The sequence below is a fragment of the Polaromonas sp. P2_G11 genome (assembly GCF_056403595.1).
Map to the genome: position 1 here is coordinate 576,728 of NZ_JBFUFE010000003.1, position 24,904 is coordinate 601,631.

A 24,904-nucleotide genomic window follows, 5' to 3' on the forward strand; every position below is an offset into this window, starting at 1 on the left:
ATTAACGCTAAACAGCCAGCTTAGCGAAAACCCGCCCCACAGGCACAGCCAATGAGGTTGCAAATCCTGCCACCTTGGCGGAAAATTGTCACCATGCTCAGCAAAGCACCCGTCAAACCCGCCAGCCCACCCAAAGCAGCCACCCCCATGGCCTTTGCCAGAAGCATTGCCTCTGCCTACAAACGCTACAACCAAAGCCCGACAGAAGCCCTGAAACTGGCACAGATCACGCCAACCCAGCTCAAGCAAGTCAACGCCCACATCACCGCCCGCCAGATGGAGCAACTCTCAGGCGCCGCCATGCAGGAGCTGGACGACGAAGGCCTGGGCGCCTTCAGCCGCAAACTGCCTTGGGGCAGCTACGGCATGCTGGCCCGCGCCTCCATCAGCTCACCCAACCTGGGCGTCGCCCTTAAACGCTGGTGCCGCCACCACGCGCTGATTGCCGACGACATCACCCTGCGCGTCACCACCTCCGGCGACACCGCCGCCATCACGGTCGAAGAAAAAGCCCCTGGCAAGGTCGGTGAGTTTGCTTTGGTGCACGTGCTGCGCAACATCCACGGCCTGGCCTGCTGGTATGTGGATTCGCGCATTCCGCTGCAGGGCGCACGCTTTCCGTTTGCCGCGCCGCCGCATGTAGAGGCCTATGGGCTGATGTTCCCCGGGCCGCTGCAGTTCAATGCCGCGCAGGCCGAGATCCGGTTTGATGCACGCTACCTGGCCTTGCCTCTCCGTCGTGATGAAAAGGCCTTGCAGCAGATGCTGCAGCGTGCTTTGCCGTTGACGGTGTTGCAGTACCGGCGTGACCGGTTGTTGGTTGAGCAAGTGCGTCAGGCCTTGGCGAACCCGGGGGTGGCTTCGCACAACGCGGAGACTTTGGCGGCGGCGCTGAATATGTCTGCGCGCTCGTTACACCGGCAGCTTCAGGAGGAAGGGGCTTCGCTGCAGCAGCTCAAGGATGAGGTGCGGTTTGAGAAAGCGAAGGAGTTGTTGCTGCGAACCTCAAAACCGATCAAGCAGGTGGCAGAGGCTTCGGGCTTTCGGAATGAGAAGAGTTTTATTCGGGCGTTTCGGGATTGGGCAAACGTTTCGCCTGGAGAATTTCGAAACTCTTGCCATGAGACCTAGGTCCATTTTGGTGTTTTAAAACTTATCAAGCTGGAGTACGGCGAAGAGAACTCAATTCGCATAATGGATTGAGGCTTTTTCAGACGAAACTCGCCACATCGAAGGCAAAGTACGGTTAGATCTTTAACTAGCCCTGTCAAGTACGGCATCTGACACGCGAGGCTCTGTCACTCACCACCTCGACGTTGATCCTATTTCCCGTTCGGAGTTTCGGGAAGCTCACTAGACAACCTCATTGCTGAGCCTCAGAATCTGTCAAAGTGGAGGGCCTGGAGATGGCATTTATTCATGTGGTGGGAGCGCTCGGCGTGACTCTCGCCTTTGGCATCTTGGCCCTTGTACTTGGGACATGGGAGCAGGGGCTAGTTCAAAAGCGCCGCCTGCAGGATGCGTCCCTAGCGTTGGGCGTTCCGCTTTCATCTTTGGAGAATGATGAGGGTCTCATTCCGAGACTGCTTCAGTATTCCTCACAGCGGTACAGCAGTGAGCTACTGCGGAACAGATTCTCGGACCTGTGCGGACCGCTGCGTACTGTGTGGGGCTGGCTGGGTAACCTCGTGCAAGTGGGTATCGTGATAAGCGTTAGCTGGTCAATGTATGCCGAGGGCGCACAGAACGCAGTCTTCATGTGGTCCGTACTGGCTGTGGCAATCTTCTTCTGGGTCGCAAGCGTCGCATTCTCCTACTCATGCTTGTTGCTGACCGGCCGGTTTCCGGGTGAGGCCAAGATGACACGCAAATCAATTGCGGCGGTAATCGAACAGCGAACGGCACACCCAACGACCCACTCACCACCCGTGTGGGAGCCCTGATGGACGCCAAACTCAATGCCTTTTTGGAGGACAGTTCCGCGCATTGCATCGCGGCTAGAAACGAGGTCAGAAGATTATTCGCGGTCGGTGGCGGATGCCTCACTGCCGCTGTCTTAGCACCTCAGAGAAGCTGAAGTTCGGGATATGACTGAGGTATGGAGGTGCAACAGTTGCACGAGACTTTAAAGCAAACTGGTGTCACCGGAACGTGATGAAAATGCAGCGTTCAAAAGACTAACCAGCCATTGCAAATATCTAGCCTCATCTCGCTGCCTAGCTACCAAGCTCCTTCTGCAACGCCTCCACAGACAAGTAGCCGGCACCAGCAAATGCGCCTCGACCTTGAAAGTCTGTTTGCCTGAGACGCCGCTGCGCACGATGTCGGTATGAATGCTCTCAATGCTGATGCCGCGCTCGGCCAGCATCTTGGTCAGCCTGCAGACGAATGCCCACACGGTCTTCGCCCACCAGCTCCAGCTCTAACCCTGCTTGCAGGCATACAACTTGCATCCCCACGAGCCACGGCGGAGCAAGTTTTACGGAATGCGAACTGGCGACGCCCGGTACCCTCCAACTCTGAAAGCGACCTATGTCATTCACCCGCACCGCTTGCCTGGCGCTTTGCGCCGCGTCCGGCCTGGCGCTCGCCGCCTCCTCGTTCGCGCAAGAGCCCTACCCCAGCCACCCGGTCAAGGTCATCGTCGCGCTGCCGGCTGGCGGCAGTGTTGACATGGTGGCGCGCCAGGTCAGCCAGCAGCTGACCACTGACCTGGGTCAGCCCTTTGTGGTGGACAACCGGGCCGGCGGCTCGGGGCAGATTGGTGTGCCGGTGGTGGCCAAGGCGGCGCCTGACGGCTACACCATCATGGTGTCGCCGGCGTCTTTTCTGACGACGAACAAAAGCATCTTCAAAACCTTGCCCTACAACCCGGAAACCGACTTTGTGGCGGTGACCAAGCTGGTGAACCAGGCCATGGTGCTGGTGGTGAACGACAAGGCGAAGTATGGAACGCCGGCGAGCATTCTGGCGGCGGCCAAGGCCAACCCGGGCAAGCTGACGTATGCCTCTTCAGGTGACGGCAGCCCGCAGCACCTGGCGGGGCTGATGTTTGAAAGCCAGACCGGCGCGAAGCTGCTGCACGTTCCCTACAAGGGCGGTGCGCCGGCCATTACCGACCTGATTGGCGGCGTGGTGGACATGGCCTTTGCCCCGCTGCCGGAGGCGCTTCCGCACATCAAGTCGGGCAAGCTGCATGCGGTGGGTGTGCTGAGTGAGAAACGGGCCATCTCTGCGCCGGACATTCCCACACTGCGCGAAGGCGGTGTGAACAATGTGGTGCTGTCGGCCTGGATCGGCCTGCTGGTTCCCGCCAAAACGCCTCAGCCCGTGATCGACAAGCTCAGCAAATCCGCGAAGGCGTTTCTGAGAGGCGATGCCAAAACCAGACTGCTGGAAATCGGCATGGAGCCGGCACCCGATGAGGCCAAGCCCCTGGCCCAAGTGATTTCAGAAGAGATTCGCATCCACGCCGACCTGGTGAAAGCCGCCGGCCTGGTGCCGCAGTAAAAGCGAAAGACGCTGGCCGGGCTGGGGCGCATGCCCCAGGCAGCCGTCGATCGAAAGCTAAGCCAAAGCCTCGGCGGTCACACCTTCGATCACGCTTCGCGCGTTGCGCGCAGCCGCAACGCCCATGTTCACGTAGGCGTTGCTCGTGACACCGCCGATGTGGGGGCTCAGGATGAGACCCGGCTCGTTCTGGAAGGGGTGCCCTGGCGCCATGGGTTCCACGCTGAAGCTGTCCAGGCCCGCAGAATGGACTTGCCCGCTACGAAGGGCTTCGAGCAAAGCGGCTTCATCCACCAGCCCCCCGCGCGCCGTGTTGACGATGATCACACCCCTCTTGCACTTTGCCAGCGTGGTGCCATTCAGCAGGTTGCGGTTCTCGTCCGTCAGCGGGCAATGCAGCGAAATCACGTCGGCGTTTTGCCAAAGCGTTTCGAGCTCGACCCGTGTCATGAATTCCGGCAGCTCTTTGGCGTAAGGGTCAAAGCCCAAAACTTCCATGCCCACTGCACTCGCCATGCGTGCAAAGCGCAGGCCGATGGCGCCCAGGCCCACCAGCCCGACAGTCTTGCCATACAGCTCCACGCTTTTGTGGGTGGCCTTGTCCCAGTGGCCGGCGCGCATGCGTGCGTCCAACACCGGAATTGACTTGGCGCAGGCGAGCATCAATGCCAGGGCCTGCTCGGCGACGGCATTGGCGTTGGCGCCGGCCGCGGCACGAACTTCAACGCCCCGCGCGACGGCGGCCACCTTGTCAATGGTGTCGGTGCCGCTGCCGTGCTTGGAGATCACGCGCAGCGATGGTGCTGCCGCAATGGCGGCAGCACCCACCTTGCTGTAGCGCACGATGATGCCCACCGGGTCGTGTCGTTGGCAGAGGGCGACGATGTCTTCTTCTGTCGGCGTCTTGCCGGCGTAGATGACTTCGTAGCCCTGCAGAAGCGCCAGCGCTTCGGGTGCAAGGTCTGCGGCAGTGACCAGAATGACGGGTTTCACGGCGGCTTTCATGGCAGGTTGCCCGTTGCTCACAGCGACTCGCCTTCTTTCAATACCCCGGCGCTGCGCAGTGCTGACTCCAGCCATTTGGCCGCCGTGTCGCCTTTTTTGATCGCCGCTATCCGTGCGTTTTCGTCGGCCACCTTCTTCGCAGCGGCCGGCAGCAGGGATTCGATCTTCTCGCGTTCAACGACGACAACGCCGTCCGCGTCACCCATCACGAAGTCGCCCGCATGCACGGTGACACCGCCTGCTGTCACAGGGTGGCCGATGCGGCCCGGGCAGGTTTTGGTCGGGCCGTTCGGGTTGTACCCGGCCGCGAAGACAGGGAAATCCATTTCGTCGATTTCGAGGGTGTCACGGACTGCGCCGTCAATGACCACACCGACGATACCGAGCTGTTTGCAGGCGGTCATCATGATGGTGCCCATCAATGCCGCGGTGAGGTCACCCTTGCCGTCAATCACCAACACATCACCCGGCTGTGCCAACGACATGGCCGCGTGGATCATCAGATTGTCGCCAGGGCGAACTTCAACGGTGAAGGCCGTACCGGCAAATTTCATGCGGGGGCGCAATGCCTTGATGCGCCCGTGCATCGCACCCCGGCGGCCGGCGACGTCGGCCAGGATGGCGGGCTGGAATGCAGCGGCTTGGCGCACAACGGCGGCCGGCACGCGGTCAAATTTGCGGATGATGTCTTGTGTCATGTCAATCTACTTTCGCGCCGGATTCTTTAACAATCTTGCCCCAGCGGGTGATGTCTTCCCGGATCAGTTTGCTGAATTGCTCCGGCGTGCTCCCTTCCACGTCGGCGCCCTGGTCGCGCAGCTTCTTGCGCAGGTCGGCCGCCTGCAGCGCCTTGTTGATGTCGGCGTTGAGTTTGGCGACGACATCCTTTGGCAGGTTCGCAGGCCCGGCAATACCGAACCAGGTCACGGCCTCAAAGCCCTTGTAGCCGGACTCGGCAATGGTTGGCACCTGCGGCAGGTCTTCGGTACGTTTGGCCGACGTGACGGCGATGGCGCGCATTTTTCCGTTCTTGATGTGGCCAATGAGCGTGGGGATGGATGACACGTAGAGCTGCACCTGCCCGCCAATCAGGTCGGTGGCGCCCTGCGCCGCACCCTTGTACGGCACGTGCGTCAGCTTGACGTCTGCGGCCTTCTGGAAGGATTCGGTCGCGAGGTGCGCGACGGTGCCGTTGCCGGAGGTCGCGTAGTTCAGGGAGCCGGGTTTGGCCTTGGACGCCGCAACGATGTCGGCGAGCGTCTTGTACGGCGAATCCGCCGCGACGACGATGACCAGTGGCGCGCTCGCCACGAGGCTCACGGGCGTGAGGTCCTTCATGGGGTCATACGGAAGTTTGGCATACAGGCTCGTGTTGATGGCCAGGTTGCTGGTCTGGCCGAGCACCAACGTGTAGCCGTCTGCCGGCGACTTCGCCACGGCGTCTACACCGAGGTTGCCGCCCGAGCCCGGCTTGTTGTCAACGATGAAGGTGTAGCCCGGGCCCATGAGCTTGTTCGTGACTTCGCGGGCGATGATGTCGGTGCCGCCGCCGGCCGGGAATGGCACGACGAGGCGAATGGGTTTGGTGGGCCAGGCCTGCGCAAAGGCGCTGGTGGCCAGGGAACACGCGACGGCAGCGGCCAGCGCGTAACGGCGGGAAAGTTTCATGTATGTCTCCAAGGCTCCGCTTTAAACAATAGCTGCGGTATGGGTGTGACTGTAGGCGCGCGTTGCACGCCATACAATACCGTTTCATACAGTGAACCATGGTGCGGCATGCGAAACGATCCGATAAATGAGCCAGTTGAGACAGGCGGCGGCGTCATCGCGGTGACGCGGGCGCTCTCGTTGATGGAAGCTTTTGAGGTGGGCGAGTCAACGCTTTCGCTGGCGGAATTGAGCCGGCGCTCACACATGCACAAGACCACGGTGCTGCGCCTGGCGCGCACGCTGGCCTTGTCGCAATACATGGTGCAGGCCGACGACGGCCAGTGGCGGCTGGGGCCGGCCGCCGGCTGGCTGGGTGCGCGCTACCAGGCCGGGTTTGACGTCAATCGCATCGTCGAGCCCACGCTGCACGAGCTCGTTGAGGCAAGCGGCGAGAGCGCGTCGTTCTACGTGCGCGAAGGCGACATTCGCGCCTGCGTGGCGCGCGTCGAAGGGCCGCAATCGGTGCGGCACCACGTGCGCGTCGGGGAAAGGCTGCCCTTGAACAAGGGCGCGCCGGGGCGTGTGATCCTGGCCTTCAGCGGCGCAGCGGGAGAACCCTACGAGTCGATCCGTGAACAGGGGTACCAGATCTCGATGGGCGAACGCGAAGCCGAAGTGGCCAGTGTCGCGGCGCCGGTGTTCGGCCTTAACTGGCGATTGCTGGGGTCCATCTGCATCTCGGGCCCGAGTGCACGGCTGTCAAAAACCAAACTGATGAAGCACGCAAAGAGTGTCATCCGCGCGGCGAACCAGCTGTCGTATGCGCTCGCCGGAAGCAAGTCGGCCCACACGCCACGGGCGGTTTCGCGCTGGCATCCTTGAGAGTTGCGAAAGTTGCTTGCGAGACGCCTTGGGGTCGTCTGGAAAAAAAGAGGGTGCCTGGGGCGGATATGGCCCTGGAGGAGGCTTACATCAAGGCGCGGTTTTTCTCAATCGACCACTTCCTGCTCAACCAGACGCCTGATCTTCAACGCTTTCTCAAAGTGGTCCAGCCGGTGCGTTTGGATCCACCATTTTGCGGCCTCCATCAGGAGCTCCGGGTTGTCATTCTTGTTGGCAAAAAACGCGTAGAAAGACACGCCGACGTTTTCGCCTTTCTCTTTGATTTTGTTTTCGCAAACATCGATTATTTTCTGTTTCAAATGGGCACGCAATTGGCCTCCTCACGTCTTCGCCGACATCTTGAACGCCAAAGCAAGATAGTCATGAACATGCTGCTTGTCGTTGATGTCATGAACTGATGCCAATGCAGTCGCTGGTCAGGGTTTCAGGATTGGTAGTGTTGCTTGAACTCAGGGCTATTACAGCAAATCATGATTTTCGTTACTGCCAGCACTCGCAGCCACCACGCCGGACAAACCGAATCTCAGCTCACTTGCCAGAAATCTGCCGCTCCTCCAAGCGAAATCTCTTAAAGCTCGCGAGCGATCAACCAAGTACATAAGCCCACCACCAGAACCCCGGCAGCGATCAGTCCGGTCATCGTGGACATCCGGCGCTGGCGTTGACTGCATGGCAGGCAGTAATTGAAGGTTGCGCCTTTGTAGTGAGGCAGAGGCCATAGAAAGCCCGACCCGCCGCAGGCATAACACCGGCCCTGCGCATTCCTCCGCTTGCCCCGGCGGTCGCGCCACACCTGAATGATGAGCCCAACGATGGGCAGCACACCCAGGGCGCCGACAACCACCACCGCCACAACGATGTCAACCATTGCTATTCCGTACTCTTAGCTCACTTCGTGCCCGAGGGGCGTGTCGACTTACCCGACAGCAAGCTGCCGCTCCCCCAACGCAATATCCAGCATCATCTCGCTGGCCAGGGTACCCAGTTCCTTCTGCAACGCCTCTACCGACAAATTGGCCGGCACCAGCAAATGCGCCTCGACCTTGAAAGTCTGCTTGCCCGAGACACCGCTGCGCACGATGTCGGTGTGAATGCTCTCGATGCTGATGCCGCGCTCGGCGAGCATCTTGGTCAGGTTGCTGACGATGCCCAGGCGGTCTTCGCCTACCAGTTCGAGTTCAAACACGCGCAGGGCGGCGGGGGTGTTGGCGCCGTCACTCTTTGCTACGACCACTTGCAGGCCGCTGGACTGCAGGCCGCGCAGCGAGGTGGCGAGGTTGTCGGCGTTTTCGCGCGGGACTTCGAAGTGGACCATGCCGGCGAATTCACCGGCCAGGCGTGTCATGCGGCTGGCGGCCCAGTTGGCGCCGAAGCGTTGGGCTTTGTCGGCCAGGGAACTGACGATGCCTTGCCGGTCTGTGCCGACGATGGAGACAACCAACGAAGTGTTGGCGGATGAGACCTCTTCGGTCAGCACCACGGCCTTGCGCAGCATGGGGGCGCGGGTGGCGAAGGCTGGGTCTTGCACATCGGCGGGCAGGCTGCCTTGCAGGCGGGCGTGGTGCACGACTTTGCTGAGCAGCGCCAGGCCCATGGGCGCGAGGGCGCGCTCCCACAGTTCGCGGGCGGTTTCGCCTTTTTTGACAAAACACCAGTCTTGCGCGGCGATGGCGCCGGCGTCCCAGCCGTCGGCCAGGTGGTAAACGGAGCCGCCGGCAATCGGGTCGCCTTCCAGAATCGTCCATTCGACGGCCGCGATGCCGCGGTGGCGTGGCAACAGCGAGGGGTGGTAGCCGATGCCGCCCAGGCGCGAGCGTGCCAGTGCGTCGTCGCTCACGCGGGCATGCGTGTGCGCGGCGATGATGAGTTCGGTGCCTTCGGCAATCGCCTCGCCGGGGACGATCTTGGGGTTGGCCAGCACATGCACGGGGATGCCGGCGGCGCGCCCTGCAATCGCCAGCCGGTCGTCTTCAGCGGGGGCGACGATGCTGGTGAACTCAATGCCTTCTTCTTTGCGAAGCGCCTCAAACACCGAGGCTGCGAAAAAACGGGAACCGACCAAAGCGCATTTCATGGACACGTCTCTTTAGGAATGAATAGATAAAGGGATGGATTAAAACGGAAAGCGGACATAAAAAAGGGAGCCGAAGCTCCCGATGAGAAACAGCCGCTCAGGCCGCGACAGCCTGGCGCGCCTTCTCGGTCAGGCCGATCTGGTCGAGTGCGGCAGCGAGCTGGCCGACAGTGCGGTCAGACTGGTGCCATTTCTCGAGGCCAAACAGGCCGACGCGGAAAGTCTTGAAGTCGGCGCCCTCATCGCACTGCAGCGGCACGCCGGCAGCGGTTTGCAAACCTTGTGCAAGAAATTTTTTGCCGGACTGGATGTCAGGGTCTGTGGTGTAGCTGACGACCACGCCCGGGGCCTTGAAGCCTTCGGCGGCCACGCTGGGCAGGCCGCGGCTTTCAAACAGTTTGCGCACCTTGCTACCCAGGGCTTCCTGCTCGGCCTTCACTTTGGCAAAACCGTAGTCTTGCGTTTCTTTCATCGCGGCGCGCAGGCGCGTGAGGGCGTCTGTGGGCAGGGTGGCGTGGTAGGCATGGCCGCCGTTTTCATACGTTTCCATAATCTGCATCCACTTTTTCAGGTCGCAGGCAAAGCTGGAGCTGGCGGTGCCGTCTATCGCGGCGCGGGCGCGCTCGCTGAGCATGACCATGGCGCAGCAGGGTGAGCTGCTCCAGCCTTTTTGCGGGGCGGAGATGAGCAGGTCAACGCCGGTGGCCTTCATGTCGACCCACATGGCGCCGGAGGCAATGCAGTCGAGCACAAAGAGGCCGCCCACCGCATGCACCGCGGCGGCCACAGCCTGCAGGTAGCTGTCGGGCAGGATCATGCCGGAAGCGGTTTCGACGTGCGGGGCAAAAACGAGTGCGGGCTTTTCTTTGGCGATGGCGGCGACCACGTCGGCAATGGGTGCGGGCGCCCAGGGGGCTTGCGCGCCGGGGCCGGTTTGTTTGGCCTTGAGCACGGTGTGCGACGCGGGGATGTGGCCCATGTCAAAGATTTGCGTCCAGCGGTAGCTGAACCAGCCGTTGCGGATGACCATGACGTGCTTGCCTCCCGCGAACTGGCGGGCCACGGCTTCCATGCCGTAGGTGCCGCTGCCGGGCACCAGGGCCACGGCGTGCGCCTTGTACACGTCTTTGAGGATGCGCGAGATGTCGCTCATCACGCCCTGGAAGCTTTTTGACATGTGGTTGAGGGCGCGGTCGGTGTAGACCACCGAAAACTCGAGCAGTCCGTCAGGGTCAACGTTGGGGAGGAGTCCGGGCATGGTGTTGTCTCTCAAATCGTTATGAAAAGTCGGGCAGCCAGCTTAACAGGATGAGGCGATTTTGGCAGTGGGGTTATGTGTGGTCGCGGGGGGGCAACAAGGAGCGGGAAGGCTGTGCCGCAGGGGTCTATTCGCTATCAATTTCATAGCTGCTCGCGCAGATTCCTATTGGGCTGCAGGCACTTTTTATAGGTAAAAGTTGATACAAGTCAAGAATTCCGGGCATTTTGCGGCTCTGGGACATGCCCAGCCCCTCGCCACACCCCCCAAGCCTTCCTGATGCAATCCTGATGCGGCCGATGGTACGCTGGGCTTCTGATGATGAAAGCTGCTGAACCTACACCCGCCACCGGCACAAGTTTGCGCCACTGGGCCATCGTGGCCCTGCTGCTGGCAGCCGCCACCGGCGGCGGGCTGCTGCTCGACAGGCAAGTCACGATTGCCAGCCAGGCCATGCTGTATGTGCTGGTCGTGGTGGTGGTGTCTTACACCATGGGCTGGAAGGAATCTGTGGCCTCGGCGCTGGTGGCGGTGACGGCGCTGAACTACTTTTTTGTGCCGCCGCGTTTTACCTTTGAGGTGGAGAGCCGGGATCACCTGATTGCGATTTTCAGCATGCTGCTGGTGGCGCTGACCATCAGCCACCTGTCTGCGCGGCTGCGGCGCGAAACGGCCGCGGCGCAGCTGAACGAGCAGCGCGCGCGCCAGCTGCAAGGCCTGGCCACGCAGCTTTCCACCGCAGCAACGGCACACGACATTGCCACCCTGGGCCAGGCGGCGCTGGATGAAGCCTTTGAAGGCCCTTGCCTTTTGGGCACGCTGCAGGCAGGGGGCGAGCTGTCGAACGCGGCGGTGCTGGAGTCTTCGGTGCTGGACGGCATGAAGTGCTGCATGCGCGAAGCGGCCACGCTGGGGCCCGGCACCGGGCGCTGGCCGGGGCTGAACGCCTGGTACCTGCCGCTGGGCGACAAGGCGCAGATGCACGGCGCCGCGCGGGTAGAGCCCGCACCGGCACACGACACCGGCGGGCGCGAACATGCCGAGGCGCTGTGCGCGCTGCTGGGGCAGGCGCTGTGGCGGCTGCAGCTTAGCAACTCGATGCAGGCGGCACAGGGCGAAGCGCAACGCCAGCAGGTGCAAAGCACTTTTCTGGCGGCCATTTCGCATGACCTGCGCACGCCGCTGGCAACCGTGGTGGGCGCCGCTTCAGCGCTGCAAACGCAGGGCGACAAGCTGGCCCCAGCCGAGCAGGCGCGGCTGCTGGGCAGCATTGTGAGTGAGGCCTCTTATTTATCGACCGTGACGGAGAACACGCTGCAGCTGGTGCAGCTGTCCAACACCGCGCAGCCGCCGGCGCGGCAGTGGGAGTCTCCAGAAGAAATTGTCGGCACCGTGCTGGCGCGCGTGCGCAAGCGCGACCCCGAGCGCCGCATTACCTCCACCGTGCAGGCCGGGCTGCCGCTGATCAAGGCAGACCCGGTTCTGCTGGCGCAGCTGGTAGACAACCTGCTGGACAACGCGCTCAAGTACAGCACGGGTGCGATTGCGCTGTCGGTGGAGGCCCAGGGCAACACGCTGCGGCTGACCGTGAAAGACAGCGGTCCGCAGATTGCAAAAGACAAGTACGAGGCCATCTTTGCGCCCTATGCGCGCGGTGACCAGTCCGGCCCGCGCGGTGCGGGCCTGGGCCTGGCGCTGTGCCGCGCCATTGCAGAGGCGCACCAGGGCCGGCTCTTTTTATCGTCGCGCCGTGATGTTGGCGAATCGGGTGAAGGCAATGTCTTTACCCTGACGCTGCCGATTGAGGCCCAGCAACCCGCCGGGATGCAGCCATGAGCCTGCGCCTTCTGGTGGTGGAAGACGACCGCGACCTGCGCGAGCTGATGCGCGCGTCGCTGTCGGTGGAAGGCTTTGAGGTACAGACGGCCGTGTCGCTGAGCGAAGCCGCCGCGCTGGTGCGCAACGACCCGCCCGACGTGATTGTGCTGGACCTGGGCCTGCCCGACGGTGATGGCGCTGAGCTGGTGCAGGAAGTGCGGCGCAAGCATTCGCTGCCCATCCTCGTGGTGTCGGCCCGCCACCAGGAGGCGCAAAAAATCAAGCTGCTGGACGCGGGCGCCGACGACTACCTGACCAAGCCCTTCAGCGTGAGCGAGCTGCTGGCGCGCATACGCGTGGCGCTGCGCCACCGCGGCACGGCCCTGGCCGCGGCCGTAACGGTGCATGAACTTGATGGTTTGCGTGTGGACCTGACGCTGCACACCGCGCAGCTGCACGGCGAGACCCTGCACCTGACGCCCACCGAGTTCAAGCTGCTGGCGCGGCTGGTTCGCAGTGCGGGCCGCGTGGTGACGCACCGGCAGCTGCTGGCCGACGTGTGGGGGCCCGAATACACCGAGCACGTGCATTACCTGCGGCTGTACATGGCGCAGCTGCGCGCCAAGATTGAGCAGGAACCGGCCGAGCCCCGGCATTTACTGACCGAAACCGGCGTGGGTTACCGGCTGGCGGTGGACTGATACCGGCCTGAACGGCGATTTCCTTACGCGTACTTATGCGTTCCTGATGCCCGCCGGCCGACAGTGAAGCCTTGTTCACTGACGGATGGAATGTATGGGAAATGTCGCAACGACTGCGAATGCTGCTGCAGAGGGCCAGGCCACAGCCGCCAACAACACAACGCGAAAAAAAGGCCACCGCGAAGGCGTGGCGGCGCTGACGCTGGGCGCACTGGGTGTGGTGTACGGTGACATCGGCACCAGCCCGCTTTACACCATGAAGGAAATCTTCAGCCCCGCCACGGGCGTGCCACTGGATGCCCAGCACCTTATCGGCGCGGTGTCGGTGATCTTCTGGGGCCTGATGATGATCGTCACGCTCAAGTACATCCTGCTGATCTTGCGGGCCGACAACAATGGCGAAGGCGGCATCATGGCGCTGACCGCGCTGGCGGCCAAGGCGGCAGGCCACAACCCGAAGGCGCGCACCGCCCTGCTGCTGACGGGCGTGCTGGGCGCTTCGCTGTTTTACGGCGACAGCGTCATCACGCCGGCGATCTCGGTGCTCAGCGCGGTTGAAGGGCTGGAGGTGGTGACGCCCGCGCTCAAGCCCTATGTGCTGCCGGTCTGCATGGCGGTGCTGGTGGGGCTGTTTGCAGTGCAGCGTTATGGCACGGGCCTGGTCGGCAAGCTGTTTGGCCCGGTCATCGTGTTGTGGTTTGGTGTGCTGGCCTTTACCGGTGCGCTGGAGATTGCGCAGCAGCCCGGCATACTGGCCGCGCTGAACCCGCTGAACGCCATTCGCTTTTTAAGCGCACAGGGCTGGCACATGTTTGTGGCGGTGGGCGCCATCGTACTGGCCTTTACCGGCGCGGAGGCGCTGTACGCCGACATGGGCCACTTCGGCAAGCGACCCATCCAGTTTGCGTGGGGCGGCCTGGTGCTGCCGGCGCTGGCGATTAACTACATGGGCCAGGGCGCACTGCTGATGCGCGACCCGGCCGCGCTGGAAAACCCGTTTTATCGCATGTTTGCCGAAGCGTGGCTGATTCCCGCCGTGGTGCTGGCTACGCTGGCCACGGTGATTGCATCGCAGGCTGTTATTTCAGGCGCTTATTCGATGACGCGGCAGGCCATACAGCTGGGCCTGCTGCCGCGCATGAGCGTGCTGCACACCTCGGCGCGCGAGGCCGGTCAAATCTACATGCCGGGCGTGAACTGGCTGCTGCTGGCCGCCGTGCTGGCCACGGTGCTCGGCTTTGGCAGCTCGTCGGCCATGGCGGCAGCCTATGGCATTGCGGTGACGATCACCATGCTGATCACGACCTTGCTGACCTTCTTTGTCATACGCCAGGGCTGGCGCTACCCCTTGCCGCTGGCGATTGCCGCGACAGTGACTTTTGTGGCGGTTGACCTGCTGCTGGTGGTGTCGTGCATGCTGAAGTTCATGCAGGGCGGCTGGTTTCCGCTGGTGCTGGGTGTGGCGATCTTCACCGTGATGGCGACGTGGCGGCGCGGGCGTGAGCTGCTGGTAGAAAGCATCCGCCACGACGACCCGGAGCTGTTGCCCTTTGTGACGGCGCTGTCGGCCGACAGCGTGAACCGCGTGCAGCGCACCGCGGTGTATGCGGTAGCCAACCCCGACACGGTGCCGCAGGCGCTGATGCACAACCTCAAGCACAACCAGGTGCTGCATGAGCGCAACCTGATCCTGACAGTGGTGTTTCATGACGTGCCGTGGATACCGTTTGCCGAACGCGTGCAGGTGCAGCCGCTGGCGCCGGGCTTCTGGCGGGTGGAGGTGAACTACGGCTTCAAGAACACGCCCGACATTCCGAAAGCGCTGGAGCTGTGCAAGGCCCAGGGCCTGCCCATCAACCTGTTTGAGACCTCGTACTTTTTAAGCCGCGAAATCGTGGTGCCCACGCGCGGCTCGGGCATGGTGCACTGGCGCGAGGCGCTGTTCGCCCTGATGTCGCGCAACGCAGGCAGCGTGGCGGGGTTTTTCAAGCTGCCCAACAACTGCGTGATTGAGCTGGGAACGCGGGTGCAGATTTGAGCCGAGCGGGGTCGGCCGTCGCCCGCATGGCGCGTCGGTGGCCTGCGGGAGCGATGGATGGCACTATCAATTTAATAGCTGCTCGCGCCCGCCCTTATTGGGCTTCAGGTACTTTCGATGCCTGAAAATGCCTGTTTTTGGCACTTTTTTGTGCCCAAAAGGCACTCAGGCCAGTTTTCAGTTCACACGTAAACGCTATCAAAACAATAGCTGCTTGCGCCCGTTGTTATTGGGTTAGAGGCCTTTTTTGTGCCTGAAAACGGCCCAAAAAGGCCGGCCAGGCGCCAGCCAGCCGCCTCAGGCCTTGCCGTCGTACTGCTCAAAGAAATCGATGGGGTGCATGTCGATGCGCCAGCCGGCCTGCTCGCCCAGCGTGGCGGCAGGGTGCAGCGAGGCGGTTTTCACGGCTTCGTCCGGGTTGGCAGCGTCGATGATGAAAAAGCCGCCCACCAGCTCCTTGGCTTCGGTGAACGGGCCGTCGATCTTCTGCGTCTTGCTGCCGCGCGGCTGCAGGCGAATGGCGGGTTCGCCCAGCGAGGCGCTGACGCGCAGCTGGCCGGTGGCCTTGAGCTGGGCGTCCTTGGGCGGGCACTGGCTGACCAGGGCCTGCATGTCGGCGGGCGGCATGGCGGCGAATTCGGCGGGGTTGTAATAGGCGAGGCAAAGGTATTTCACGGTGTTTCCTTCAAAAAGTGGTTGCTGACACCTCTACGACGAATGGCTTCGACCGGAATCGACCGGAATCGACATCTTTTTGGCAAAAAAACTGCTGTGCTTCAGGCCAGCAGCGCGGGCAGGTCGGCCATGGCCGTGAACACATGCACCGCACCGGCGGCGCGCAGGGCTGCGGGCGCGTCGTGGCCCAGCTTGGGCGGGCTGTAGCCAAACACCGTGCAGCCGGCCGCCACGCCGGCCGTGACGCCGGTCACGGTGTCTTCCACCACGGCGCAGCGCTTGGGGTCTACCCCCAGCGCGGCGGCGGCGGCCAGGTACACATCGGGGAAGGGCTTGGAGCGCGGCAGCTCGTGCCCGCTGAAGATGTTGCCCTCAAAGAAAGGCATCAGCCCGCACTTTGCCAGCTGCAGCTCGACCTTGAAACGGTCGGCGCCGGACGCGCAGGCGATGCGGCCCTGGTAGGCCGTGTGGATCTGGCTGACGGCCTCCACCGCGCCATGCACGGCCAGCAGCGACTCGACCAGGGCTTCGTTGCGGCGGGCGCGAAACTCCAGCATCCACGCTTCGGTCAGCGGCTTGCCGGTGTGGGCTTCGATGGTGGCGGCTTCGTCCTTGACGGCCTTGCCGACAAACATGGCCATGCATTCAGCAGAGCCAAGCTTCCAGCCGAGCTCTTCGAGCATGTCGCGGAGCACGCCGTTGGTCAGCGGCTCGCTGTCGACCAGCACGCCATCACAGTCGAATAACACCGCCTCGAATTTCATGGTTCTCTTTCATGGCCCGCTTGCGGGCTTGTGCCACCCAGGGTGAACAGCACCCATTCAGGCCGCATATTAAAACGCACCGGCAGGATACTGACGCCGAGCCCGCTGGTGATGTACATGCGATTGTCTTCGTGCCCGACCCAGCCGTAGGCCCAGTCGCGCGGGCCGGCACCGGGCACCACGGGCGGGCCGTAGAAGGGAATGCTGACCTGGCCGCCGTGGGTGTGGGCGGCCACGATCAGGCCGCGCACCGGCGGCAAGTCAAACAGGCTGGCCGGCTCGTGCATGAAGACCAGCGCCTGCGCGCCCTTGGGCACCTTGCTCATTGCCTTGACCGGTCGGGAGTGGCCGGTGTAGTCGTCACCCACGCCCACCACCCAGACGGGCGTTGCGGATGCCCCAGGTGGAACGGGCAAGGACACAGCGTCGTTCTCGAGCACCGTGATGCCCGCGCGGGTGAATGCGGCGGTGAATTTTTCGCCGTCGTGCCACCAGTCGTGGTTGCCCATGACGGCGTAGACACCCAGCCGGGCTTTCAGCCCGCCCAGCACCTGGGCGATCTCGTCTTCGGGTGTGGCGGCGGTGTCGGGCTTGTAGTCGCGGTCGGCAATGAAGTCGCCGGGCAACAGCACCACGTCGGGTTGGGCGGCATTGATCTGCGCCACGATGTCACGCGCACGCTCCACCGTCATGACGCGCCACAGCGGGCGTTTGGTGAAGTGCCAGTCTGAAGCAATGGCCACTTTCAGGCCGGGCGGCCCTCTCCAGTCCGGAACGGTTTCACTGATCTCGCGGTGCGCGACCCAGCGCGGTTCGATGATGACGACCCATGTTCCCAGCAGCAAAATCACCAGAATCAGAACGCAGGCCCAACAAGACCTTTGCAGTTTTACCAGGCGCTCATAAACGGACATCAACACCCGCTTCGTTCACGGCCTCCATCACACCGGTGCTGTGCGGCGCCAGGCCATAGGCGCGCAGGTTTTTGCGCAGCTCGGTCGTGTCAACCTCGTTCCAGGCCAGGCCGCAATCCATGCAGGCATGTGAATGCTGGTTCTGCAAAAGCACCGGCTTGCCCACAAGGGAGCGCAGCAAGCCACGCAAGGGATAGAACCGCTCCGCTTCGAAATTGCCGCGTACCACCTTGCGGCTGCTGCAGCGCAGGCAATACATGCCGCGCACGGTTTGATTGAACATTGGTGCTCCCCGCCCAGTTAAGGCTACCGCTCACATGGTACCAACGGCCTGCCGTGCGAACGGGGCCGGAGCTTCTGGCGGGCGGTTCATTGCAACTGGCCAGGTGTGGAGCCGAAACGGCGCACGGGAATGGAATCGCCATCGGCTTCGGGCGGACTCAGGAAACGGATCGCGCGCTGGGCCTGGTCATCCTCCACCATCAGGCCCTGCAACGCTGCGTCGAGCGCCGCAAAGTCTCCGACCTCGCTGCGGCGGCTACCCACCGCCACGGTGAACCGCAGCGCCATGGAGGTGGGGTCGTCGGTATCACGCATCAGCCCCAGGGCCACCAGCCGGGACAGACGAGCCCTGAACGCTTCACCCGGCATCACGCCCTCCATCACGATGCCCAGCATGTTGCGGCCAAGCCGCCCCACAGTGTCGAAGTCGCGCGTGATGGTGCGTACCAGCCGCACGCTGCGGGCCAGCAGTTCTTCGGCCTCAACGATGTTCAGCCTGTCCGGGTCGGCCGGCTCCACAGAAACATAGATGATGGCCAGGTCACGCTTCAGCTCCGGCGCGGCGTTCCAGATGCGGGCCGCGCGGTCGCGAAAGGTTTTCCTGTTAAGGAAACCGGTGAGCGGATCGTGCTCTTTGGCCGCCTGCTCGCGCACTGTATCGGCGTGGCGCAGACGGCTCCAGGCGTTGATGCACAGCATCATGACCACCACCTCCACCAAGGCAGCGGCGACCGGAGTTTCGCCGGGCAGCCAGGGCGCGCTGATAAGCCCCGAGCTTTCGGCAAGGGCGAGGGCCACGCAAACAAGGTAGGGCAGGTACACCAGCAGCCAGTAACCGCCGAAGGCCACACCACGCCGCCAGGCACGCCAGGCGCAGGTGATGGTGAAGGCAAAAACGCTGAGTGTGATGGCGTGAAACATCGGCACCATGCGGTCGTACTGCTCAACGAAGGGGCTGGCCGTCATGTACACGAGGCACAGCGCAACCAGCGCGCGCGCCATGCGGTGAAAGTTCCGCCCCTGCAGCCCGCCGAAGATGGACCGGGTGAACTGGAGGTTGAAGGCCAGGGCGCCCATCACAGACAACACAATCGCGTGGCTGGCAAAGGTTGTGGCGTGGGGCCACAGGTAACGCTGGGCCGCGCCGGTGTAGCAAAGGGTGGCCATGACGGTAAACACAAGGTAGCCGGCATACCAGGCATAGGTGCGGTCGCGATAGGCCAGCGCCATCTGGGCGCAGAAGAGAGCCAGCGTGATGATCACCCCCAGCTGCAGGCCCACCCACAACATCTGCACCACATCTCGCCGGGACGCCTCTGCCGTACCTACCAGCACGGGACTCAGATTGACGGGCAAGCGGTGTACCACGCGGACAAAAATGTCCTGCGCGTCCGCGCCGGGCTGCGGCAACGGAAAACGCGGCCGCAGCGAATCGACAGGCCACCGCACATGCGCCACAAAGTCCCCGGCCACAGCCATGCGCCATGCACCGCCCGCATCGCGCTGAAAGAACTCATACCGATCCACGATCACGGTGGGAAATTCCAGCAGCCAATCGGTGCCATTCACCACACCCCCCGGCGCCAGCGTCATGCGCAGCCAAAGCGGCGAGGCCGCACTCACTGCATAACGCTTGCCGCTCACCAGGGGCTTGAAGAGCGCGGCATCCATGGCCGCAACCTGCGCAACGGTGGCGCTTGCGGGCAAGCCTTCGAGCACCTGCAGCGGGGCGGGGTAGGACGCCGGACTGCCGGCAGCGACGGGCGGGGAATTCAGCCCGAGCAGAAAGACCAGCCCCAACACACCGGTCCAGAGCAGCGGATTGCACTGCCGCCACGAAGCCGAACGGGTTGCGCGCTGTTCTTTCATGAAGTCCATTCTTTACCCGAGATGCTATTAATACAGGAGCAACGAGAACCCGTCAATTAAAGGCTTAAAGCACCTTTTATAGCTCATCACAGGTGGTCGCCGTCGACGTAGTACCAACGGCCTAACTCGCGAACAAAGCGGCTGCGTTCGTGCAGCCGCACGGCCGGGCTGCCGGGGGTTTTCTGGCGGGCGACGAATTCGACCTCGGCGTGGGTGTCATCGATCTGGCGATGGCTGCGCACTTCCAGGCCCAGCCATTTCACACCGGGATCGAATTCAATCGATGCCGGCCGATGGCTGGCATGCCAGGTAGCGAGCAGGTAGTCGGCACGCCCGGCCACAAAGGCGGTGTAGCGCGAACGCATGAGGGACTCGGCGTCGGGCGCGGGCACGGTGTCGAAGTGACCAAGGTAGCGGCCACAGCAATTTGCGAACAGCAACGGTTTTTTGGCCGGGCCTGTGCGGCCGCAGGGGCACGGCCGAGATGGCGATGGGTTCGGCATCACCCGGGCATCAGCCGCAGGAGTTGTTGTTTGCGCGGGCCTTGCGCTCTTCCAGCGTTTCGGTGGGCGCGCCCTGCTTCACCCATTCGGCATAACCACCATCGATATGGGCCACATTGCGCATGCCCATGTCCTGCAGGGTTTTGGTGGCCAGTGCGCTGCGCCAGCCGGCCCCGCAAAAGAGGATGAACTCCTTGCCCTCATCGGCAAACAGCGGCTTGTGGTACGGCGACTCGGGGTCAACCCAGAACTCGAGCATGCCGCGCGGTGCGTGGAAGCTGTCCACCACGGTGCCGGCTGTCAGCTCGCGCACATCGCGGATGTCGACGATCTGTACCCTGGGGTCGCTGAGTTTTGACCTGGCCTCTGCCACGGAATAGGTTTTGACCTGCGCCATGGCCTCGTCGACCAGTGCGCGGAATCCTTTGGTGATGGGCATGCTCTGTCTCCTGCTGTGGATCGGCAAGTTTACGGTTTGCTGCACGCAGTTGAACCAGACCCCTGACCAAAACCCAGCAGGGGCCGCGGAACCGGCTTTGCCGGGCCGCAGGCGCAGCGGCCCCCTCGGGGGGCAGGGAGCCACACGAAGTGCGCGACCGTGGGGGCTAAAGAGATCTTTGGATGATGATCTTTTGAACGTCGGAAGTGCCTTCGTAAATCTGGCACACCCGCACATCGCGGTAAATGCGTTCCACCGGAAAGTCACTGACATAGCCGTAGCCGCCCAGCGTCTGGATGGCAGCGCTGCAAACCTCTTCGGCCATTTCGCTGGCAAAAAGCTTGGCCATGGCGGCTTCTTTCAGGCAGGGCAGGCCGGCGTCGCGCAGGCTGGCAGCGTGCCAGATGAGCTGGCGGGCCGCTTCAATCTTCGTTGCGCAATCAGCCAGGCGAAAGCCTACTGCCTGGTGGTTAAAGATGGCGGTGCCAAAGCTCTGGCGCTCTTTGGCGTAGCTGAGGGCAAACTCGAACGCGCTGCGCGCCATGCCCACGCTTTGCGCGGCGATGCCGATGCGCCCGCCTTCGAGTGCGCCCAGCGCGATCTTGTAGCCTTCGCCCTCGTTGCCGATCAGGTTGTCGGCCGGGATGCGGCAGTTGTCAAAATTGATTTGTGCGGTGTCGCTGGAGTGTTGGCCCAGCTTGTCTTCGAGCCGCGCCACCACATAGCCGGGTGCGCTGGTGGGCACGATGAAGGCACTCATGCCTTTTTTTCCGGCGCCCTTATCGGTAACGGCGATGACGATGGCGGCATGGCCGTTCTTACCGCTGGTGATGAACTGCTTGACGCCATTGATCACATACTCGTCGCCGTCTTTGACGGCCGTGGTTCGCAGTGAAGAGGCATCGCTGCCAACATGCGGCTCGGTCAGGCAAAAGACGCCGAGCATTTCGCCCTGCGCGAGTTTTGTCAGCCACTGCTTTTTCTGCTGCACATTGCCGTAGCGCATGAGGATGGCATTGACCGGGCAGTTGGTGACGCTGATGGCGGTGCTGGTGCCGCCGTCGCCCGCCGCGATTTCTTCGAGCACCAGCGCCAGCGTGAGGTAGTCAAGGTTCGCGCCGCCGAATTCCTCGGGCACGCAGATGCCGTAGGCTCCCAGCGCGGCCAGGCCTTTGTGCGCCTCGATCGGGAAGTGGTGCTCCTTGTCCCAGCGCGCGGCGCGCGGCCAGAGTTCGGCCTGCGCAAAGTCGCGCACCGCGTCGCGGATCATCGTTTGGTCTTGGGTCAGGATCATCGAAATCTTTCAGTGGAGTGCAGGGCTCACCATGTGCTGAAACGCCGACCGTCGTAGTCGAGAAAAGCGCCCTTGTGCTCGGGCTTGAGCCCGGCCAGCGTGGCACGCATGGCCGTGACACTTTGAACCGTGGTGAGCGGTGCATCCCGGCCGCCCATGTCGGTTTGAACCCAGCCGGGCGACAGGGCCACCATGATGGCGCGCGGGTAGTCATGCTGGGCAGACGCCACGGCCATGTTCAGCGCAGCCTTGCTGACGCGGTAGGTCCAGCTGCTGCTGGACGGGACCTCGCCAATGCAACCCATGCCGCTGGTGATGAAGGCAAAGCGTCCCTTGCCGCCACCACCAAGCCGGGAGGCCTCGACCATGGGCGCGACTTGCGGAATGGCCTGCATGGCGCCCAGCACATTGGTGTGCAGGGTGTGGTCAAACGCCTCGCGCGTCGGCGGCGTCAGTGCATCGCCCTGCGGAAAGACGCCGGCCACGTAGAGGGCGATGTCGATCTCTTCGCCGTCCAGCAGCCAGGCCAGGCCGCTGATGCTGGCAGGCTGGGCCACGTCCAGCCGCAAGGCCTTGGCGCCCAGGGCCTTGAGGCGCTGCAGGCCTTCGTCGTTGCGTGCGGTGGCTATGACGTTGGCACCGTCCGCCAGGTACTGGCTGACGAATTCAAGGCCTATGCCGCGTGATGCGCCGATGACGAGGACTTTCATGGATTAGCCCGCGAAGTTGAAGTACTTCGACCATGACGGGTCGAACGCATTGCTCAGCTCAACGTCGGCGAACGATGCGCCGCGCAAGCTGGTGTCAATCACGCCGAGTGCGGCAGGCAGGTCGCCCACGTAATAGTTGGCCAGGCGCCGGCCGTTCCTGACCACGGTGTGGGACAGGATGCCGGCATGCTGAAGCTCCAGGCGGGTGGCGATCTGCTCCTGGACTTCGCGGGCACGCTCCAGTGCCGCATGGTCATCCACGGGCAGGCGCAGCTCGATCGCGTGGCCCAGGTCAGGCCGCGCTGCAATCGCATTGGCGCTCTGGTTGACCGCCACGATCGCCTTGTCACCCTCCTGGTCGTCTTCTTCGTCACCGTCCTCGTCGTTGCCAAAGACGACTGTCATGACAGACCACTGGTGTTCGCCGCTCGGGAACAAGCCTGTGTGCCCCAGTTCGTTCGTCCAGAACGCGTCGAGCACAGGGCCGAACTTGTCGAGCGTCGTGGAGCCGGCCACTTCGTCCGAGAACGCATCGACGAAATCCACAAAGCCCACCTTGACCGCGAAGTCGTACTCGCCCAGCACATGGTCGAGCATGATGAAGGTCATGTTGCGCGCATGGTCCTGCATGTCGCTGGGCAGTTCACGCGCAAACATGACTTCGATGCCCACCTGCCCTTCATCGGCGACGTGGCCGATCAGCACGTCGGAGGTGGCCAGTTCAAAGTTGTCCATCCGCATGGGGAAGTCGGGGCTTTCCGTGCGGGCGCGAAAGGCAGTGAGGCTGTAATGCTTCAGCGGCGGCGCGCGCTTGACGAAATCCAGCAGCAGCGGAAAGGTTTCGGTACTGCCGTGCGCGGTGGCGATCAGTTCGACCTGCTGGTCGCCGTCGTCAGCCGACATTTCCAGCGCCAGCCCTTCCAGGTACTCCTCGAGAACTTCATTGATGCTCTCGACCTGGTCGCGTACCGGCTGGCGGACAAGCTCCGCCTCGCCCTCCTGGAATTTCAGCCAGAACGCATCGATGCGCTGGGCGAGCTCAGCGGGTGAAAGCGTTTGTGGTGCTTCTTGCGTCATACCAGCTCGATCGCCATGGCCGTGCCTTCACCGCCGCCGATGCACAAGGTGGCAACGCCTTTCTTCAGGCCGCGGGCCTTGAGCGCGTGGATCAGCGTGACCAGGATGCGGGCGCCGGACGCGCCGATGGGGTGGCCCAGCGCGCAGGCGCCGCCGTTGACGTTGACGATGTCGTGGCTGATGCCGAGTTCTTTCATCGCGGCCATGGGCACCACGGCGAAAGCTTCATTGACTTCCCACAGGTCCACGTCTTTGGCGCTCCAGCCGATCTTCTTGAGCAGCTTGTTGACCGCGCCGACCGGGGCGGTGGTAAACCATTCAGGGTCTTGCGCAAACGTGGCGTGGCCGAGGATGCGCGCGATGGGCGTGGCGCCCAGTTCTTTGGCGGTGGATTCACGCGCCAGTACCAGGGCGGCGGCGCCGTCGTTGATGGACGAGCTGGAGGCGGCGGTGATGGTGCCGTCTTTCTTGAAGGCAGGCTTGAGTGTGGGAATCTTGTCGAGCTTGACCTTGCCCGGGCCTTCGTCGATAGAGATCACCGTTTCGCCGCTGCGGCCCTTGACGGTGATGGGCGTGATTTCGGCCTTGAAGGCACCGGATTCGGTGGCGGCCTTGGCGCGGTTCACGCTGGCGGTGGCAAAGGCGTCCTGCGCTTCGCGGGTGAACTTGTACTTGTCGGCGCACTGCTCGCCGAAGGTGCCCATGGCGCGGCCGGGTTCATAAGCGTCTTCCAGGCCGTCGAGCATCATGTGGTCATAAATGCGGTCGTGCCCGATGCGGATGCCGCTGCGGCCCTTGAGCAGCAGGTGGGGTGCGTTGGTCATGCTTTCCATGCCGCCGGAAACCATCACGTCGCGGCTGCCGGCGATGAGCTGGTCGTGCGCGAGCATGGTGGCTTCCATGCCGGAGCCGCACATTTTGGACAGCGTGACGGCGCCCACGCTGGCGGGCAGGCCGCCCTTGAAACCGGCCTGGCGTGCCGGCGCCTGGCCCTGGCCGGCCATCAGACAGTTGCCGAACAGCACTTCATCGACCTTTTCAGGCGCAATGCCGGAACGTTCGATGGCGGCCTTGATGGCGTAGCCGCCCAGGTCATGGGCCGACAGGCTGGCGAAGTCGCCCTGGAAGCCGCCCATGGGGGTGCGGGCTGCGCCGAGGATAACGATGGATTCAGACATGAGGAGGTCCTTTCAATTGATGAGAAAAATTCGGGAGGCATCTGTCAACAAGCCGCGACGGACGCAGGATAAGTAGCAAAGCCAAGGTGGAGCGCGCTCCCAGCCAGCCAGGGCCGCGGAACCGGCTTTGCCGGGCCGCAGGCGCAGCGCCACCGAGGGGCTGGAGCCCGCGGCTCCAAGCCTGCCTGCGCAGGCTTGGACGGGCGACAGAGGCGAAGCGTCTCGCGAGCCGCGGCCTGCAA

The 24,904-nt window shown here is 63.0% G+C and carries 24 protein-coding genes; 7 read left to right on the top strand and 17 right to left on the bottom strand.

The features are described 5' to 3' along the window. The first annotated feature begins 93 nt into the window (after nucleotides 1–93). Nucleotides 94–1,131, top strand: coding sequence for an AraC family transcriptional regulator (locus AC1DWQ_RS13400; protein WP_477670078.1), 1,038 nt, complete (start codon nucleotides 94–96; stop codon nucleotides 1,129–1,131). A 1,401-nt stretch (nucleotides 1,132–2,532) separates the two neighbouring features. After that, nucleotides 2,533–3,510 carry a Bug family tripartite tricarboxylate transporter substrate binding protein gene (locus AC1DWQ_RS13405; protein WP_477670079.1) on the top strand — a complete coding sequence of 326 codons (978 nt, stop codon included), beginning with the start codon at nucleotides 2,533–2,535 and terminating at the stop codon, nucleotides 3,508–3,510. A 57-nt stretch (nucleotides 3,511–3,567) separates the two neighbouring features. Here the strand turns inward: AC1DWQ_RS13405 and AC1DWQ_RS13410 are convergent, their stop codons facing one another. The 3 genes from AC1DWQ_RS13410 to AC1DWQ_RS13420 are packed head-to-tail and all read right to left on the bottom strand — an operon-like array spanning nucleotide 3,568 to nucleotide 6,183. After that, nucleotides 3,568–4,515, bottom strand: a complete 948-nt coding sequence (locus AC1DWQ_RS13410) for a hydroxyacid dehydrogenase (protein WP_477670216.1) — start codon at nucleotides 4,513–4,515, stop codon at nucleotides 3,568–3,570. Between the two features lie 17 nt (nucleotides 4,516–4,532). Further along, nucleotides 4,533–5,213 carry an RraA family protein gene (locus tag AC1DWQ_RS13415; protein ID WP_477670080.1) on the bottom strand — a complete coding sequence of 227 codons (681 nt, stop codon included), beginning with the start codon at nucleotides 5,211–5,213 and terminating at the stop codon, nucleotides 4,533–4,535. A 1-nt stretch (nucleotide 5,214) separates the two neighbouring features. Further along, complete coding sequence (locus AC1DWQ_RS13420) at nucleotides 5,215–6,183, bottom strand: Bug family tripartite tricarboxylate transporter substrate binding protein (protein WP_477670081.1); 969 nt, start codon at nucleotides 6,181–6,183, stop codon at nucleotides 5,215–5,217. Nucleotides 6,184–6,291: 108 nt separating this feature from the next. Between AC1DWQ_RS13420 and AC1DWQ_RS13425 the strand changes: the two genes are divergently transcribed. Both AC1DWQ_RS13425 and AC1DWQ_RS13430 read left to right on the top strand, forming a co-directional pair. Beyond that, on the top strand, nucleotides 6,292–7,047 hold the full coding sequence (locus AC1DWQ_RS13425; protein WP_477670082.1) for an IclR family transcriptional regulator: 756 nt from the start codon (nucleotides 6,292–6,294) through the stop codon (nucleotides 7,045–7,047). A gap of 68 nt (nucleotides 7,048–7,115) precedes the next feature. Then, nucleotides 7,116–7,466: a hypothetical protein gene (locus AC1DWQ_RS13430; RefSeq protein WP_477670083.1), complete on the top strand. Its 351-nt coding sequence runs from the start codon at nucleotides 7,116–7,118 to the stop codon at nucleotides 7,464–7,466. Between the two features lie 170 nt (nucleotides 7,467–7,636). Here AC1DWQ_RS13430 and AC1DWQ_RS13435 read toward each other — a convergent pair whose 3' ends face one another. The 3 genes from AC1DWQ_RS13435 to AC1DWQ_RS13445 all read right to left on the bottom strand — a co-directional run bounded on the left by AC1DWQ_RS13435 (nucleotide 7,637) and on the right by AC1DWQ_RS13445 (nucleotide 10,400). Then, nucleotides 7,637–7,936, bottom strand: a complete 300-nt coding sequence (locus AC1DWQ_RS13435) for a hypothetical protein (protein ID WP_477670084.1) — start codon at nucleotides 7,934–7,936, stop codon at nucleotides 7,637–7,639. A 48-nt stretch (nucleotides 7,937–7,984) separates the two neighbouring features. Then, nucleotides 7,985–9,142 (bottom strand): formyltransferase family protein, encoded by a 1,158-nt coding sequence (locus AC1DWQ_RS13440; RefSeq protein WP_477670085.1) that lies wholly within the window; start codon nucleotides 9,140–9,142, stop codon nucleotides 7,985–7,987. A 97-nt stretch (nucleotides 9,143–9,239) separates the two neighbouring features. Further along, nucleotides 9,240–10,400 (bottom strand): aminotransferase class V-fold PLP-dependent enzyme, encoded by a 1,161-nt coding sequence (locus tag AC1DWQ_RS13445; protein ID WP_477670086.1) that lies wholly within the window; start codon nucleotides 10,398–10,400, stop codon nucleotides 9,240–9,242. A 321-nt stretch (nucleotides 10,401–10,721) separates the two neighbouring features. Here AC1DWQ_RS13445 and AC1DWQ_RS13450 point away from each other — a divergent pair, with 321 nt between their 5' ends. The 3 genes from AC1DWQ_RS13450 to AC1DWQ_RS13460 all read left to right on the top strand — a co-directional run bounded on the left by AC1DWQ_RS13450 (nucleotide 10,722) and on the right by AC1DWQ_RS13460 (nucleotide 14,957). Beyond that, nucleotides 10,722–12,236, top strand: coding sequence for a sensor histidine kinase (locus AC1DWQ_RS13450; RefSeq protein ID WP_477670087.1), 1,515 nt, complete (start codon nucleotides 10,722–10,724; stop codon nucleotides 12,234–12,236). Then, nucleotides 12,233–12,919, top strand: a complete 687-nt coding sequence (locus tag AC1DWQ_RS13455) for a response regulator (RefSeq protein ID WP_457282848.1) — start codon at nucleotides 12,233–12,235, stop codon at nucleotides 12,917–12,919. Before AC1DWQ_RS13450 ends, AC1DWQ_RS13455 begins: the two co-directional genes overlap by 4 nt. A gap of 94 nt (nucleotides 12,920–13,013) precedes the next feature. Further along, nucleotides 13,014–14,957, top strand: a complete 1,944-nt coding sequence (locus AC1DWQ_RS13460; protein ID WP_477670088.1) for a potassium transporter Kup — start codon at nucleotides 13,014–13,016, stop codon at nucleotides 14,955–14,957. Nucleotides 14,958–15,254: 297 nt separating this feature from the next. Here AC1DWQ_RS13460 and AC1DWQ_RS13465 read toward each other — a convergent pair whose 3' ends face one another. The 11 genes from AC1DWQ_RS13465 to AC1DWQ_RS13515 all read right to left on the bottom strand — a co-directional run bounded on the left by AC1DWQ_RS13465 (nucleotide 15,255) and on the right by AC1DWQ_RS13515 (nucleotide 24,662). Then, nucleotides 15,255–15,632 (bottom strand): YciI family protein, encoded by a 378-nt coding sequence (locus AC1DWQ_RS13465; protein ID WP_457282846.1) that lies wholly within the window; start codon nucleotides 15,630–15,632, stop codon nucleotides 15,255–15,257. 101 nt (nucleotides 15,633–15,733) lie between these two features. Continuing rightward, nucleotides 15,734–16,396: an HAD family hydrolase gene (locus AC1DWQ_RS13470; protein ID WP_477670089.1), complete on the bottom strand. Its 663-nt coding sequence runs from the start codon at nucleotides 16,394–16,396 to the stop codon at nucleotides 15,734–15,736. Next, entirely contained in the window at nucleotides 16,393–17,247 is an 855-nt protein-coding gene (locus AC1DWQ_RS13475; protein WP_477670090.1) for a metallophosphoesterase, read from the bottom strand. The genes AC1DWQ_RS13470 and AC1DWQ_RS13475 overlap by 4 nt, the downstream gene beginning before the upstream one ends. A gap of 49 nt (nucleotides 17,248–17,296) precedes the next feature. Next, nucleotides 17,297–17,593, bottom strand: a complete 297-nt coding sequence (locus AC1DWQ_RS13480; RefSeq protein WP_477670091.1) for a hypothetical protein — start codon at nucleotides 17,591–17,593, stop codon at nucleotides 17,297–17,299. 86 nt (nucleotides 17,594–17,679) lie between these two features. Further along, complete coding sequence (locus tag AC1DWQ_RS13485; protein WP_477670092.1) at nucleotides 17,680–19,461, bottom strand: 7TM diverse intracellular signaling domain-containing protein; 1,782 nt, start codon at nucleotides 19,459–19,461, stop codon at nucleotides 17,680–17,682. 86 nt (nucleotides 19,462–19,547) lie between these two features. After that, the gene (locus AC1DWQ_RS13490) at nucleotides 19,548–19,964 is read right to left on the bottom strand and encodes a YchJ family protein (RefSeq protein ID WP_477670093.1); all 417 of its coding nucleotides are present in this window, start codon (nucleotides 19,962–19,964) and stop codon (nucleotides 19,548–19,550) included. Between the two features lie 10 nt (nucleotides 19,965–19,974). Next, nucleotides 19,975–20,403 (bottom strand): rhodanese-like domain-containing protein, encoded by a 429-nt coding sequence (locus AC1DWQ_RS13495; RefSeq protein ID WP_477670094.1) that lies wholly within the window; start codon nucleotides 20,401–20,403, stop codon nucleotides 19,975–19,977. A gap of 166 nt (nucleotides 20,404–20,569) precedes the next feature. Then, nucleotides 20,570–21,697, bottom strand: a complete 1,128-nt coding sequence (locus tag AC1DWQ_RS13500) for an acyl-CoA dehydrogenase family protein (protein WP_477670095.1) — start codon at nucleotides 21,695–21,697, stop codon at nucleotides 20,570–20,572. 26 nt (nucleotides 21,698–21,723) lie between these two features. Continuing rightward, the gene (locus AC1DWQ_RS13505; RefSeq protein WP_477670096.1) at nucleotides 21,724–22,407 is read right to left on the bottom strand and encodes an SDR family oxidoreductase; all 684 of its coding nucleotides are present in this window, start codon (nucleotides 22,405–22,407) and stop codon (nucleotides 21,724–21,726) included. 3 nt (nucleotides 22,408–22,410) lie between these two features. Continuing rightward, on the bottom strand, nucleotides 22,411–23,484 hold the full coding sequence (locus AC1DWQ_RS13510; RefSeq protein WP_477670097.1) for a DUF695 domain-containing protein: 1,074 nt from the start codon (nucleotides 23,482–23,484) through the stop codon (nucleotides 22,411–22,413). Next, on the bottom strand, nucleotides 23,481–24,662 hold the full coding sequence (locus AC1DWQ_RS13515) for an acetyl-CoA C-acyltransferase (protein WP_477670098.1): 1,182 nt from the start codon (nucleotides 24,660–24,662) through the stop codon (nucleotides 23,481–23,483). The genes AC1DWQ_RS13510 and AC1DWQ_RS13515 overlap by 4 nt, the downstream gene beginning before the upstream one ends. Nucleotides 24,663–24,904: the final 242 nt, after the last annotated feature.